The sequence below is a fragment of the Shewanella sp. Shew256 genome, from assembly GCF_002196695.1.
In the GTDB taxonomy this organism is placed as follows: domain Bacteria; phylum Pseudomonadota; class Gammaproteobacteria; order Enterobacterales; family Shewanellaceae; genus Shewanella; species Shewanella mangrovisoli.
In genome coordinates, this window is the sequence record NZ_NAJR01000005.1 from 203,183 (window position 1) to 217,346 (window position 14,164).

At 47.8% G+C, this 14,164-nt stretch carries 14 protein-coding genes; 4 read left to right on the forward strand and 10 right to left on the reverse strand.

The features are described 5' to 3' along the window. Window positions 1–33: 33 nt before the first annotated feature. The 6 genes from B5P39_RS11425 to B5P39_RS11450 form a co-directional block, all read right to left on the reverse strand. Window positions 34–1,173, reverse strand: a complete 1,140-nt coding sequence (locus B5P39_RS11425) for a ribosomal protein uL16 3-hydroxylase (RefSeq protein WP_088211599.1) — start codon at window positions 1,171–1,173, stop codon at window positions 34–36. Between the two features lie 122 nt (window positions 1,174–1,295). After that, window positions 1,296–2,666 carry an adenylosuccinate lyase gene (gene purB, locus B5P39_RS11430; RefSeq protein ID WP_088211600.1) on the reverse strand — a complete coding sequence of 457 codons (1,371 nt, stop codon included), beginning with the start codon at window positions 2,664–2,666 and terminating at the stop codon, window positions 1,296–1,298. Window positions 2,667–2,695: 29 nt separating this feature from the next. Beyond that, entirely contained in the window at window positions 2,696–3,313 is a 618-nt protein-coding gene (hflD, locus tag B5P39_RS11435) for a high frequency lysogenization protein HflD (protein ID WP_011716765.1), read from the reverse strand. 3 nt (window positions 3,314–3,316) lie between these two features. After that, the gene (gene mnmA / locus B5P39_RS11440; protein ID WP_055648406.1) at window positions 3,317–4,435 is read right to left on the reverse strand and encodes a tRNA 2-thiouridine(34) synthase MnmA; all 1,119 of its coding nucleotides are present in this window, start codon (window positions 4,433–4,435) and stop codon (window positions 3,317–3,319) included. Window positions 4,436–4,656: 221 nt separating this feature from the next. After that, a complete protein-coding gene (locus tag B5P39_RS11445) occupies window positions 4,657–5,148 on the reverse strand; it encodes an NUDIX hydrolase (RefSeq protein ID WP_088211601.1) in 492 nt (163 codons plus the stop codon). Window positions 5,149–5,218: 70 nt separating this feature from the next. After that, window positions 5,219–6,016 carry an rRNA large subunit pseudouridine synthase E gene (locus B5P39_RS11450; RefSeq protein WP_176399925.1) on the reverse strand — a complete coding sequence of 266 codons (798 nt, stop codon included), beginning with the start codon at window positions 6,014–6,016 and terminating at the stop codon, window positions 5,219–5,221. A 350-nt stretch (window positions 6,017–6,366) separates the two neighbouring features. Between B5P39_RS11450 and B5P39_RS11455 the strand changes: the two genes are divergently transcribed. Further along, window positions 6,367–8,592, forward strand: coding sequence for an NADP-dependent isocitrate dehydrogenase (locus B5P39_RS11455; RefSeq protein ID WP_088211602.1), 2,226 nt, complete (start codon window positions 6,367–6,369; stop codon window positions 8,590–8,592). Window positions 8,593–8,740: 148 nt separating this feature from the next. Here the strand turns inward: B5P39_RS11455 and cspD are convergent, their stop codons facing one another. Then, window positions 8,741–8,947, reverse strand: a complete 207-nt coding sequence (gene cspD, locus B5P39_RS11460) for a cold shock domain-containing protein CspD (RefSeq protein WP_011072576.1) — start codon at window positions 8,945–8,947, stop codon at window positions 8,741–8,743. Between the two features lie 193 nt (window positions 8,948–9,140). On the opposite strand from cspD, the gene clpS reads away from it, so the two are divergent. Together clpS and clpA are read left to right on the forward strand one after the other, a co-directional pair. Continuing rightward, window positions 9,141–9,449: an ATP-dependent Clp protease adapter ClpS gene (gene clpS / locus B5P39_RS11465; RefSeq protein WP_011622425.1), complete on the forward strand. Its 309-nt coding sequence runs from the start codon at window positions 9,141–9,143 to the stop codon at window positions 9,447–9,449. Window positions 9,450–9,491: 42 nt separating this feature from the next. Further along, window positions 9,492–11,759 carry an ATP-dependent Clp protease ATP-binding subunit ClpA gene (clpA, locus tag B5P39_RS11470; protein WP_088211603.1) on the forward strand — a complete coding sequence of 756 codons (2,268 nt, stop codon included), beginning with the start codon at window positions 9,492–9,494 and terminating at the stop codon, window positions 11,757–11,759. A gap of 104 nt (window positions 11,760–11,863) precedes the next feature. Here clpA and infA read toward each other — a convergent pair whose 3' ends face one another. The 3 genes from infA to aat form a co-directional block, all read right to left on the reverse strand. Then, a complete protein-coding gene (infA, locus tag B5P39_RS11475; protein WP_006081934.1) occupies window positions 11,864–12,082 on the reverse strand; it encodes a translation initiation factor IF-1 in 219 nt (72 codons plus the stop codon). Between the two features lie 82 nt (window positions 12,083–12,164). Next, on the reverse strand, window positions 12,165–12,881 hold the full coding sequence (locus B5P39_RS11480) for an arginyltransferase (protein WP_086903586.1): 717 nt from the start codon (window positions 12,879–12,881) through the stop codon (window positions 12,165–12,167). Then, window positions 12,871–13,581, reverse strand: a complete 711-nt coding sequence (gene aat, locus B5P39_RS11485; protein ID WP_088211604.1) for a leucyl/phenylalanyl-tRNA--protein transferase — start codon at window positions 13,579–13,581, stop codon at window positions 12,871–12,873. The genes B5P39_RS11480 and aat overlap by 11 nt, the downstream gene beginning before the upstream one ends. Window positions 13,582–13,635: 54 nt before the next feature. On the opposite strand from aat, the gene B5P39_RS11490 reads away from it, so the two are divergent. Beyond that, a complete protein-coding gene (locus tag B5P39_RS11490; protein ID WP_069455124.1) occupies window positions 13,636–14,106 on the forward strand; it encodes a glycine zipper 2TM domain-containing protein in 471 nt (156 codons plus the stop codon). The last annotated feature ends 58 nt before the right edge of the window (window positions 14,107–14,164 follow it).

Here is a 14,164-nt window from a genome sequence, read left to right on the forward strand (position 1 = left end):
ATCTGTCGACCTCACGCAATAGTGCGCTAAGGCTTAAGCTTCATCGTCACTTAAATAATATAAGCCTTGATTGATTAGCTTAAGCAGTAGTTCTTGCACTTCAGCATGCTTACACAGTGCCATGGCGCTGTCGCTATCAAAGCTGACATGATCGCTTAACTGGATTAACACGGCTTCTGGCGTATTGGGCAGCTCATAAATTTCGCCATTGATGAATAAGCGAGATTGAGTGTCGTTTTCTAAACGCAGCACTTTTAAGCCGCCGATGCGATTAACGCCAGCGCCTTGCTCGAACGCATCCTGGAGATCGTCTGCGTTATAGGCTTCTTCACCCTCGCAGATATCCAGTTCAAAACGGTTTTGACTCAACAGTTTACCTAGCACCACTTGGTAGCTTGTTGGATCTTGGGCGAGTTGACTTAACAGTGACATGATCCCGAGCTGATGATCTTGACTGATCACGCCAGGATTCGCAGGCTCAGTCGCCGAGGTGAAACGCTGCTGACCTAAGTTATTGTCGAGCAAGTAATCGGCAACTTCACTGGCGAGCTCTTGTTGGCTCGGCGCGCGGTAACCAATTGAATAGCTTAAGGCTAAGGTTAAGGTTTCACCGCAGTGTGGGTAGCCAGGCGGAATATATAGCACGTCGCCTTTTTCTAATACCACGTCGATGATTGGCTCGAAGTCTTCCACCAGTGGCGAGTTCAGGTTGCCGCCACGGCGTTGTTGCGGCGTATTAGCGCCCACAGTCCAGCGACGCTCGCCTTCACCTTGGATGATAAACACATCGTAGTTATCAACGTGTGGACCGACACCGCCACTCGGGGTCGCGAAGGACACCATCAAATCATCGAATCGCCAGTCGGGCAGAAAACGAAACGCTTCCACTAATGGCTGAGAGTCCGGATACCAATGGTTTACGGCTTGCACCAGTAATTGCCAGTGGGTTTCGCCGTAATTGTCGTAATCCTCGAACGGACCTTGGATCACTTCCCAGTTGTCTTTTTGAGTGACCACGATGCGCGAGGTGATTTCTTCTTCACAGGCAAGGCCTGCAAGCTCATCGGCGCTGATCGGATCTTCAAAGTCAGGGAAAGCACCCTTGATGACTACAGGTTTTTGTTGCCAGTGTTCCTTGAGGAATTGGGCGATATCGAGATTGAGTGTATACATAGTGTCAAAAAAGGCGACTACAACGAATGTAACCGCCTTAATCCTTATTTGTGGCTGATAAACAATATCAGCTCGCGCATGTTTGCTATTGCGACTTAGCAAACTCCGCTGAGCTAAAAATATTAGTTAAGCTCGTCGACGAAGGCTTCAGCACGGCCAATGTAGTTGGCTGGCGTCATCTTCTTCAGCTCTGCTTTCACGTCTTCAGGCAGGGCTAAACCGTCGATGAATACCGCTAATTGCAGGGCATCGATACGCTTACCGCGAGTCAGTTCTTTTAACTTCTCGTATGGCTTTTCAATACCATAGCGACGCATAACGGTTTGTACTGGCTCGGCTAAGACTTCCCAGTTTTGGTCGAGTTCGGCACGTAAATGATCTTCGTTAACTTGTAACTTGCTGATGCCTTTTAAGGTGGCTTGGTAGGCGATCAGCGAGTGGGCAATACCCACACCTAAGTTACGCAGTACGGTTGAGTCGGTCAGGTCACGTTGCCATCTTGATACTGGCAGCTTAGACGCTAAATGTTGCATCAGTGCGTTAGCAATCCCGAGGTTACCCTCAGAGTTTTCAAAGTCGATTGGGTTGACTTTGTGTGGCATGGTGGATGAACCAATTTCACCGGCAACGGTACGTTGCTTGAAGTGGCCAAGGGCTATGTAACCCCAAACGTCACGGTCGAAGTCAATCAGGATAGTGTTGAAACGTGCGATGGCATCAAACAGTTCAGCGATGTAATCGTGTGGCTCGATTTGTGTGGTGTAAGCGTTCCAGTGTAGGCCTAAGCTGGTAACAAAACGCTCTGACAGTGCATGCCAGTTCACTTCTGGGTAAGCAGATAAGTGAGCGTTGTAGTTACCCACGGCGCCGTTAATTTTACCCATGACTTCAACAGCTGCGATCTGCTTGATTTGACGCTCTAAACGCACCGCAACGTTGGCCATTTCTTTACCTAAAGTCGAAGGCGAAGCGGGTTGACCGTGAGTGCGTGACATCAATGGCACTGAGCGGTATTCAACGGCCAGTTTTTTGATGGCGCTGAGCAGTTCATTGCAGTATGGCAGAACCACTTGCTCACGGGCTTCGGTCAACATTAAGCCGTGGCTTAGGTTGTTGATGTCTTCTGAGGTACAGGCGAAGTGAACAAATTCGCCCACAGCGGCGAGTTCGGCGTTGTCTGCGATTTTTTCTTTGATGAAGTATTCAACCGCTTTTACGTCGTGGTTGGTGGTGCTTTCAATGGCTTTCACGCGTAGCGCATCTTGCTCGCTGAAATTGTTTTTAATTGCATCTAATACTGCGATAGCAGACTCGCTCAGTGGCGGCACTTCGGTGATTTCTGGGCAATCGGCGAGTAATTTTAACCAGTTGATTTCAACTTGAACACGGTACTTAGTAAGACCGAACTCGCTGAAAATCCCTCGCAATGACGCTGTTTTACTACCGTAACGGCCGTCTACCGGAGAGATAGCAGTTAGTGCGGAAAGATCCATGTGAAGCTCCTTGATGAAAACTTATTTTATTATAGGGTAAGACTTTTCTTGGCTGTGTCTATGATGGCTTTACGGGCGAAGACTAAGTGTCGACGTTTACCGCCCAGTTGTCGCCATAACACGGCGCTGCGCATGGCTGCTAGCAGCAGGGCGCGAATTTTGTGTTGTACCAGTGGACGTTGCAGGCACAGTGGGTTGCCTGAGATCTGAATCTTAGGTCCAAGATTACTGATAATGTCGCTATAAATACTGGCCAGATTGGCAATGACTTGCTCGTCGGTGATCGCAAAATGATGTAGCTGACGATTCACTTGATTGATGCGTTCGGCAAGCATGGCTAACCCGCTGTTCGAGCGAGTTAATTTACGTTCAAGTGCCAAAATGCCGACCAGATAGCGGGTGATTTCCACATCCTTTTGACTGCTGTCGCCAAGTTGGTTTAACACCAACTGATAACCTTTGTGCAGGGCGGCCTTGTCTTGATAGACATCGGCGGCGCTTTCCGGGTCGGTCACTAAAATAGTGTTTAAGCTGGCCGCCAGCTCATCCGTGTCACTCTCACCATGACGGGCTAAATGCTGAACTTGCGCAATGGCCTGCAGTATTCCTGCAAAGGCCATGGTGCGATTATGGAGCTGCTCGTTCACGGCTTATCCTCGGATCAGTTGATCGATTATCCCGCCACCTAGGCACACTTCGCCATCGTAAAATACCGCTGACTGGCCAGGGGTCACGGCGGCAACAGGCTCGTCAAACACCACCTTGAGGGTATTATCATCAAGATAGGTTAGGGTGCAGGGGATATCCTGCTGGCGGTAACGGGTTTTCACCACAATCTGGCTGCCTTCGGCGGGACCTTTGCGGTCGACCCAATGCAATTGATTGACGAACATGCCGTTTGACATCAAACGTGGGTGATGCCCACCTTGGCCAACCACTAAGACATTACGTTTTAGATCTTTATCGACCACGTACCAAGGATCGTCATTGCTGTTTTTCATGCCACCAATGCCTAGACCTTTACGTTGGCCTAAGGTGTGGTACATCAAGCCTTGATGCTTGCCAATGACTTCGCCTTCGGCGGTTTCGATATTGCCTGGTTGCGCTGGTAAGTAATTACCTAAGAACTCAGTGAATTTACGTTCACCGATAAAGCAAATGCCAGTGCTGTCCTTCTTATCATGGGTAATTAAGCCCATTTTTTTAGCAATTTCACGCACTTCGTGCTTTTCAAGTTCACCGACGGGGAACAGGCTACGCGCCACTTGTTCATGGCTTAAGGTATACAGGAAGTAGCTTTGGTCTTTGTTGTTGTCGACGCCGCGTAGCATTTGCGTGGTGCCATCGGCATTATCGCGGCGGCGCACATAGTGGCCCATGGCGATGTAGTCGGCATCGAGGATATCGTCGGCAAAGTCTAAAAAGGCTTTAAATTTGATTTCTTTGTTGCACATGATATCGGGGTTAGGGGTACGACCCGCCTTGTATTCGGCGAGGAAGTACTCGAACACATTGTCCCAATATTCGGCGGCAAAGTTGACCGTGTGCAGTTTGATCCCAAGCTTGTCGCATACGGCTTGAGCATCCTTTAAATCTTCGGCGGCCGCGCAATACTCGTCGTTGTCATCTTCTTCCCAGTTCTTCATGAAAAGGCCTTCAACCTGATAGCCTTGCTGCATAAGCAAATAGGCTGAAACAGATGAATCAACACCGCCGGACATGCCGACAATGACTTTTTTTCCTGTATGAGTGGGTTCGATTGATGTCATAGATCCTAAAAACCATTGAGTATATGTATTGGTTAGCCGCGAGAGTGACTCACCTTAGTGGGTCACTCTCACGTTAAAATCTGCGTCTTCGCTTAGACTGTGTTTGATGGCAGACAAGCGGGCGATTCATCGAGCGAGTGTTTGCTAAAACAGCGCTTAAATGCCGTGTTGAATCGCGAATTTACGCGGGGGCGTATTCTAACACGCCTTGTCGCTTGGGGCTATCTTTGACATCCCGTCAGACGCTGACTATTGAGTAATTCGAGGGAATAGGTTTGCCCCTGTTGCTGTTGATGGCGGTAATCCTTTAGGCAATCGAGCACTAATGGGCTGCGAAGCTGTTGCGTTTTGGCCTCGATTTGCTCAAAGCTCAGCCAATGGGCGGCATCAATATCCGCATCCTGTGGCTGAGTGGGGAGCAATGCATCGACTTGTACAAAAAAGGTAAAGCGCACAAAAGCGAGGGCTTCACTGGCACTAAACTGATAAATCCCCACTAAACCTTGGGGCTCAAGAGTAAGCCCCGTTTCTTCGAACACTTCACGTTTACAGGCTTGGATCAGACTCTCATTCGCTTCTAAATGTCCGGCGGGCTGGTTAAAGCGCTGCTCGCCATCGATCCACTCTTCTACCAACAGATACTTATCTTCGGTAGGAGCGTGGATAATACAGGCCACAGTCACATTGGGTTTGTATCTGAGTTTTTCTGCCACGCTAATCACCTTTTTATCTGTTGGCTGGGCACAATGACATCCTGTTTATTGCATTCGCAGTGTTGTTAAATCATTCTGCCTTTTGAGTCACTTGGATGCATTTATGCTCACCTGTGGCTAAATCATCTAGACTCCATTGGCCTATTTTATAACGAATGAGTCTTAAGGTTGGAAAACCAATATGGGCCGTCATCCGCCGAACTTGGCGATTGCGTCCTTCATGGATTTGAATCTCCAGCCAAGTGGTAGGGATGTTTTTTCGCTCACGGATCGGCGGATTACGCGGCCAAACATTCGGCGTCGCCATGATGCTGACCTTAGCGGGGAGTGTCATACCATCTTTTAATTCAACCCCTTGGCGCAATTTTGCTAAATCCGCATCCGTGGGTTCTCCCTCGACTTGAACCCAATAGGTTTTAAAGGTTTTCTTTTTCGGTTCCGTCAGTTTGGCCTGAAGTTGACCATCGTTGGTGAGGAGTAACAAGCCTTCACTGTCGCGATCCAATCGTCCTGCGGCGTACACTCCCGGAATAGGGATGTAATCCTTTAAGGTTTTACGGCCTTGCTCATCGGTAAATTGGCATAGGACATCGAACGGCTTATTAAATAAGACGATCATCGGCTCGCCTTGGGGTTTTGTGCGTGCAGCCGTTGAGCGCTGTTGCGGGCGAGACTTGGCGCCGCTGCGCTCAGCATTGTTTCGCTTGGTGTTTGCCCCTTGCTGTAAACTTGGCTTGGCATTCTTGGCGAAGGTATGGGGTTTCTTGGCGCTATTGCGGTTATCCGCCGGATTGGTGCGCCCTATAGATGTACGTTTCCCGCTGGCGCGTGGGCTGGATGCGGTTGCTGGCGTGCTGTTTTTGTTCATGCTGTGGCTAATAGTCGCTGTAAGCTGACGACCGAACTAAAAAGTTTGAGGACGTGTATAAATAATCTGTACACAGTGTACTTGGCATTCGCCGTTAGTGGAATTTGAATATTACTGCGAATGCTCTATGATGTCGGCCTGAAAATGTGATCTACGCCTAAATGTTTGTTAGGTATTAATGAGTCGATTTACCCACGTTGGCGAACGCAAAGAGGATGTTGCCGCGGGTTTTGAGGTAGCAGAGGCGTTCACGATTGCCTCGATAGAGAATTCCGTCGTGCCAATGTTTGTTCGTCATGATATAAAATTATTATAAAAATATTAAATTTTACAATAATGTAGGATGTAACATGAAAGATAACTCACCAACAATTATTTATACCGAAACCGATGAAGCACCAGCTCTGGCAACGCTTTCTCTGTTACCTATCATCAAAACCTTTACCGATGCGGCGGGTGTTGCGGTTGAAACCCGTGATATTTCTTTATCGGGCCGTGTGATTGCTAATTTCCCTGAAAAACTGACTGACGCGCAAAAGATTGGCGATCACTTAGCTGAGCTAGGTGAATTAGCGAACCAACCTGAAGCTAACATCATCAAACTGCCAAACATCAGTGCCTCAATCCCGCAGTTAAAAGCTTGTATTTTAGAGCTGCAACAGAAAGGTTACGACATTCCAAATTATCCTGACGAGCCAAAGACTGACGAAGAAAAGTCTATCAAAGCCCGTTACGACAAGATCAAAGGCAGTGCGGTAAACCCAGTACTGCGTGAAGGTAACTCTGATCGCCGCGCGCCGCTGTCAGTGAAAAACTTCGCTAAGAAAAACCCACACTCAATGGGTAAGTGGACCAAAGAGTCTCAATCACACGTTGCTCACATGAGTGAAGGTGACTTCTACGGTAGCGAGCAGTCAGTGACGCTGGCTAACGCAGACACAGTTAACATCGTACTGTCGCAAAAAGACGGTCAAGAAGTGGTATTGAAATCTGGCCTGAAACTGCTAGCTGGTGAGATCATCGACGCGTCAGTGATGAGCAAAAAAGCCCTAGTTAGCTTCTTTGAGCGTGAAATCGCCAATGCCAAGGCCGAAAACGTGTTGTTATCACTGCACCTTAAAGCCACCATGATGAAAGTGTCCGATCCCATTATGTTCGGTCACGCAGTCAAAGTGTTCTTCAAACCTGTGTTTGATAAACATGCGTCATTATTTGCTGAGTTAGGCGTTGATGTGAACAACGGCTTTGGCGATGTATATGCCAAAATCGCTAGTTTACCTGCCGATGTCCGTGCACAAATTGAAGCGGATATCGCCGCCGTTTATGCTGAGCGCCCAGCGCTGGCGATGGTGGATTCTGACAAAGGCATCACCAACTTACACGTGCCAAGCGACATCATTATCGATGCTTCTATGCCTGCGGCCATTCGTTCATCAGGCCAAATGTGGGGTCCTGATGGCAAGTTGCACGACACTAAAGCGCTGATCCCAGACCGTTGCTACGCGGGTGTGTATCAAGAAACTATCGCTTTCTGTAAAGAACACGGTGCCTTCGATCCTAGCACTATGGGCAGCGTGCCAAACGTTGGTCTGATGGCGCAAAAAGCCGAAGAATACGGTAGCCACGATAAAACCTTCGAAATCCCAGCGGATGGCGTGGTTAACGTGATTGATGCCAGTGGCAAAGTGTTAATGAGCCACAACGTTGAAGCGGGCGATATTTGGAGAATGTGCCAAGTTAAAGACGCGCCAATTCGCGACTGGGTGAAATTAGCTGTACGCCGTGCACGTTTAAGCAATACTCCTGCGGTATTCTGGTTAGATGCCAATCGTGCCCACGATGCGCAGCTGATTGCTAAAGTGAAGCAATATCTGCCTGAGCATGATACTAACGGTTTAGACATCAGCATCATGTCACCAGAAGAAGCGACTCGTTTCTCATTAGTACGCATTAAAGAAGGTAAAGATACTATTTCTGTTACCGGTAACGTACTGCGTGACTATCTGACTGACTTGTTCCCAATTCTCGAACTGGGTACCAGTGCTAAGATGCTGTCTATCGTGCCGTTAATGAATGGTGGCGGCCTGTTCGAAACGGGTGCGGGCGGTAGTGCGCCTAAACACGTACAACAGGTTGAAAAAGAAGGTCACTTACGTTGGGACTCTCTGGGTGAATTCCTGGCTTTAGCGGCTTCGTTAGAGCATTTAAGCCAAACTGTGGGTAATCCTAAGGCACAAGTACTGGCGGATACTTTAGATCAAGCCATCGGGCAGTTCTTAGATAGCAACAAGTCGCCATCAAGACGCGTTGGTGAGCTGGATAACCGTGGTAGCCATTTCTATCTGGCGATGTACTGGGCACAAGCGTTAGCCGCTCAAGCCAAAGATGAGCAGTTACAAGCTCACTTTATCCCATTAGCGCACGCGTTAAGCGCAAATGAGCAAGTGATTGTTGCTGAGCTAAACAATGCGCAAGGTGCGCCAGTGGATTTAGGCGGTTACTATCGTTTAGACGCGGCAAAAGCTGAAAAAGCCATGCGCCCAAGCGAGACACTGAACAAGTTATTAATTGCTTAACGATTTATCGTTAACTTAGCATTAATACTGAAAAGGCCTGCATTGCAGGCCTTTTTTATCACATTCAATCTTCAAGAAAGCTATTAATCGCCCAATAAAAAGGCAGGGATATAATCCCTGCCTTTTAGATCATTGGCCTCACCAAACGTTATTTTGTTGGTGAAATGGCTGAAGCGTGCATTCCTTTTGGACCCTGTTCTACTTCGAATTGAACTGGTTGGCCTGCTTTTAGAGTTCTATAGCCTTCCATTTCAATGGTAGAATAGTGTGCAAAAACGTCCTCGCCACCTTGATCAGGGCAAATAAACCCGAATCCTTTGGCGTTGTTGAACCATTTAACAGTTCCGCTTGCCATACTTCCACTTCCTTCTGTTGTCTACTTACCAGTAAGATAGTAAAACCTGTATAGACGGGATTGTTTCACCGTCTGAGCTACAGAATGTAAGGAGTAAAAGCGGAAGTCAAGCTAAAATTAACAAAGAGGTAACAACTAATTAATTTGAAGATAGCAATTGGAAGAGGCCAACACGAGAGGCTAGTATTAAAAAATGGGTAAGACAGGAAACATAGAACACGTTGAAGAGCGTGTGGAATCTGAGTTAATGCCACCTTCGATGTATAAGGTGATCCTCAATAATGACGATTACACTCCAATGGATTTTGTGATCGAAGTGCTGCAAATCTTCTTTCGCAAGAATGAGCAGGAAGCCACAGATATCATGTTGACTATTCATCACCAGGGAAAGGGTATCTGCGGGATTTTCCCCTACGGCATTGCAGAAACTAAGGTGATACAAGTAAATCAATTTGCAAGACAAAACCAACATCCGTTACTGTGTTCGTTAGAGAAGGCTTAACCGCGCTTACTCTGTTGTCAGTTGTTAATTTTGGGGGTGCTTATGCTGAACAAAGATCTGGAAGTCACCTTAAATCTGGCGTTTCAGCAAGCCAGAGAGGCACGTCACGAGTATATGACAGTTGAACATCTGTTATTGGCTCTGATAGACAACCCTGCGGCTCAAGAAGCGCTAATCGCCTGTGGAGCGAATTTAGATAAACTCAGAGATGAAGTAGCAAGCTTTATCCAACAAACCACCCCAATCATTGCGGATATGGATGATGATAAAGAAACCCAACCAACGCTTGGGTTTCAACGGGTGCTGCAACGGGCCGTTTTCCATGTGCAGTCTTCGGGCCGCAATGAAGTCACTGGTGCCAATGTGCTGGTGGCCATTTTTAGTGAGCAAGAATCCCAAGCTGTGTATCTGCTGCGTCGTAGCGACATCAGCCGTTTAGATGTGGTGAACTATATTTCCCATGGTTTTTCAAAAAATGAGGACAGCGACGCCCATCAAGATCACGAACGCATCGAAGATCAAACCGAAGCGGGTGAAGAGCGTAGCATGTTGTCACAGTTTGCGAGCAATCTAAACCAGCTTGCAAAACAAGGGATTATCGATCCACTCATCGGCCGCGATCAAGAAATTGAGCGGGCAATTCAAACCTTATGCCGTCGCCGTAAAAATAATCCGCTGTTAGTGGGTGAAGCGGGCGTGGGTAAAACCGCGATTGCCGAAGGCTTGGCCTATCGAATCGTCAATAATCAAGTGCCAGAGGTGATGTCGCAGGCGACGGTGTATTCCCTCGACTTAGGCTCCTTGCTTGCTGGCACTAAGTACCGTGGCGATTTTGAAAAACGTTTCAAGAGTCTGCTTAAGGAGCTTAGCGCCGATAAGCATGCCATTTTATTTATCGATGAAATTCACACCATCATTGGTGCGGGCGCCGCATCGGGTGGGGTGATGGATGCGTCGAACCTGCTTAAGCCGTTATTATCGAGCGGCAACTTGCGTTGCATGGGTTCTACCACCTTCCAAGAATATCAAAGTATTTTTGAGAAGGACCGAGCATTGGCGCGTCGTTTCCAAAAGGTTGATATCAATGAGCCTTCAGTGGCCGAAACCACGAAAATTCTGATGGGGCTCAAGGCCAAGTACGAAGAGTACCACGGGGTGCGTTATACCCAAGCGGCGATTAACAGCGCGGCTGAGCTGTCGGCAAAACACATCAATGACCGGCATTTACCCGATAAAGCCATCGATGTGATCGATGAGGCGGGTGCGCGCATGGCCATGTTGCCACAGAGCAAACGTAAGAAAACCATAGGTCAGACCGAGATTGAAACCATAGTGGCTAAGATTGCTCGGATCCCAGAAAAGTCTGTGTCTGCTACGGACAAAGACTTACTGCGTAATCTTGAGCGCAATCTCAAGATGGTAGTCTTTGGTCAAGATAAGGCGATTGAGTCATTAAGTTCGGCGATTCGCTTATCTCGCAGTGGATTAGGTACCGATAAAAAGCCTGTGGGCAGCTTCTTATTTGCAGGCCCAACAGGGGTTGGTAAGACAGAAGTCACCAATCAGTTAGCCAGTTGCCTTGGCATGAAACTGGTGCGTTTCGATATGTCTGAGTACATGGAAAGCCATACAGTTTCTCGCTTAATTGGTGCGCCTCCAGGTTATGTGGGCTACGATCAAGGTGGTTTATTGACCGATGCTGTGATTAAGAATCCCCATTGCGTGGTGCTGCTCGATGAAATTGAGAAGGCTCACCCCGATGTGTATAACCTGTTGCTGCAAGTCATGGATCACGGCACCTTGACCGATAACAACGGTCGCAAGGCGGACTTTAGGCATGTCACCTTAGTGATGACGACAAACGCTGGGGTTCAGGAAACGATCCGTAAGTCCATTGGCTTTACTCAGCAGGATCATACCCAAGATGCCCTGTCGGAAATCAATCGGGTCTTTTCGCCTGAGTTCCGTAACCGCTTAGATTCCATCATTTGGTTCAACCATCTAGACATGACCATCATTGCCAAAGTGGTGGATAAATTCTTGGTGGAATTGCAGGCGCAACTGGATGCGAAACATGTTGTGCTGGAAGTTAGCGATGAAGCCAGAACCTTACTCGCCGAGAAAGGCTATGATAAGAGCATGGGCGCGCGGCCAATGGCACGAGTGGTGACAGAGCTTATCAAACGTCCGTTAGCGGATGAAATCCTCTTCGGTGAGCTTGAGCATGGCGGTATTGCCCATGTTGATGCGAAGGAAGGGGAAATCGTTATCCACACCGAACGGCATGAGAAGAGTACCAGCAAAGCGTAAACGCTTTGAAATCCAATAAAAATGGCTGCAATTGCAGCCATTTTTCTGATCTTTCGCCAACAAAAAAACCCGGCCTCGCCGGGTTTTTCAACTAAGGGGTACTATTAGCGTGCGCGGAAGACAATACGACCTTTGGTCAGATCATAAGGAGTCAACTGAACGGTAACTTTGTCACCAGTCAGGATGCGGATGTAGTTTTTGCGCATTTTGCCAGAAATGTGGGCTATCACCACATGACCATTTTCAAGCTCTACGCGGAACATTGTGTTTGGCAAGGTTTCAAGGATAGTGCCTTGCATTTCAATGTTGTCTTCTTTCGCCATTAATTAGTTATCCCATTAGCCTTCGAATATAAAAAACGGGCGTATCATGCCGCAAATTCACCTTGCTGTAAAGGGGAAGTGCCTAGCAAACTTGGGAATACTCCCAGCCTTGGGGGGTTAAAATCTGGTAAGGGCGGTATAAGCGCTTGTAGGACATTTTTCGATTGGCATCAATTTGATATCCGAGATACAGAAATTCTTTGTCCTGTAATTTTGCTAAGCGGCACTGGAGTAAAATCAGCAGTGAGCCAAGTGAGCGGCGTTCTTCGTCGGGGTCAAAATAACTGTAAATGGCCGACAAACTATTAGGGAGTGTATCTGTGACTGCAACCGCTAAAAGTCGATTACCATCATAGACTTCGATAAAGGTTGGCGGTAGCCAATGGCAAAATAAGAATTGCTCATACTGTGACTTACTCGGGGGGAACATAGGGCCATCGAAGTGGCGCTCACGGATGTATTTTTCATACAGGGCATATTGAGCCTCGGTATGCTCAGAGGTAATACGCCAAGTTAAATCGCGGTTATGGGCTAAGGTGCGTTTTTGCCGTTTAGAAGGCATAAACTCATTAATCGGCAGGCGAATCGGCTGACAGGCACTGCAACGAGGACAGCGCGGTTTATAGATGGCGCTGCCACTGCGGCGAAAACCTATGGCTAATAGGCGATCAAATAAAATCGGGTCGAGTGTTTCCTCTTGGATCACCAATAATTGTTCCTGCTGTCCATCCAGATAGCTGCAGGGAAAGATTTGGCTGATCCCAATGGCGATGGGCGTGTTACTCGCGTTAGAGTTCAAGTGTGACCTCACTTGGTATCCAAGCCGCAGGATTGACTGGCTTATCCCTAAACTGAGTTAAGAGTTGAATAAAATCAGCGCGCTTGACCGGTTTGGCCCCTAAGCTCTCAAGGTGGGGATTCATCACCTGAGCGTCAATCAGTTTAAAATTCATTTTGATGAGATGCTGTTGCAACACCGCCATGGCCGCCTTGGATGCGTTTGTTTCGCGATGGAACATGGATTCCCCGCAAAAGACTTGGCCGATGGCAATGCCATAAAGTCCGCCAATTAAACGCTCGCCGTGCCAGACTTCGACGGAATGGGCATGGCCATTATGGTGTAACTCGCGATAAGCCATTTGAATTTCATGGGTTATCCAAGTGCCGGCTTGTTTACGCCGAGGTTGAGCACAACCCGCCATTACATCGGTAAAGGCATGGTTGATGGTGAAACGCCAGGGCTGCTTTTTTAAATATTTCCGTAAACTGGTGCTGATATTCACTTGGCTAGGAATAAAAATGGCGCGGGGATCCGGTGACCACCACAAAATGGGATCGTCGGCGTTAAACCAAGGGAAAATGCCGTGATAATAGGCGGTCAATAAACGTTCAGGGCGGAGATCACCGCCTATCGCCAATAAACCGTTTGGATCGGTTAGGGCGAGTTCGGGCGAAGGAAAAGCTTCAAATTCGTGATTCAGAAAAGACAGTGAGTTCACAATTGCGTATGATTCAGTAATAGACCCTTATATTAAGTTAGCGGAAATTCGGATATGTGGAAACCTACACTAGCGAGCTTTATGTTTATTTGTGCTTTAGTGATTTCTCCCGTGCAAGCAGGCTACGATCGTAATCAGGCGGTGCCGGTCGAAAAAGTCCTCTATGGCGATATCAACTCAGTACGAAATATCACCGAAACTCAATTGATTGAAGACAGAAACCAAGGTTGGAAAACCTTTGGCGGCGCCTTAGCGGGCGGGGTGATTGGTCATCAATTTGGTGGCGGCTCAGGCCAAGATATCGCGACAGTATTGGGGGCGTTGATTGGTGCTGGTGTTGGCAATCGTTATGGCAGTGGCACCACAGTGCAATCACTTAAGCTAGTGGAGCTGATGATCACTCAGGAAGATGGCACGCAAGTCATGGTGATCCAAGATTATGATCCCGGCATGGTGTTCAATGCGGGGGATAGGGTACGTGTGGTGTACCTGCAAGGTGGGGTTCGCGTTGATTTAGCCATGTGATAAAGTACAAACTTAAGCGTAACTGCCTATAATCAATACAAAAGTGTAAACGGTGATA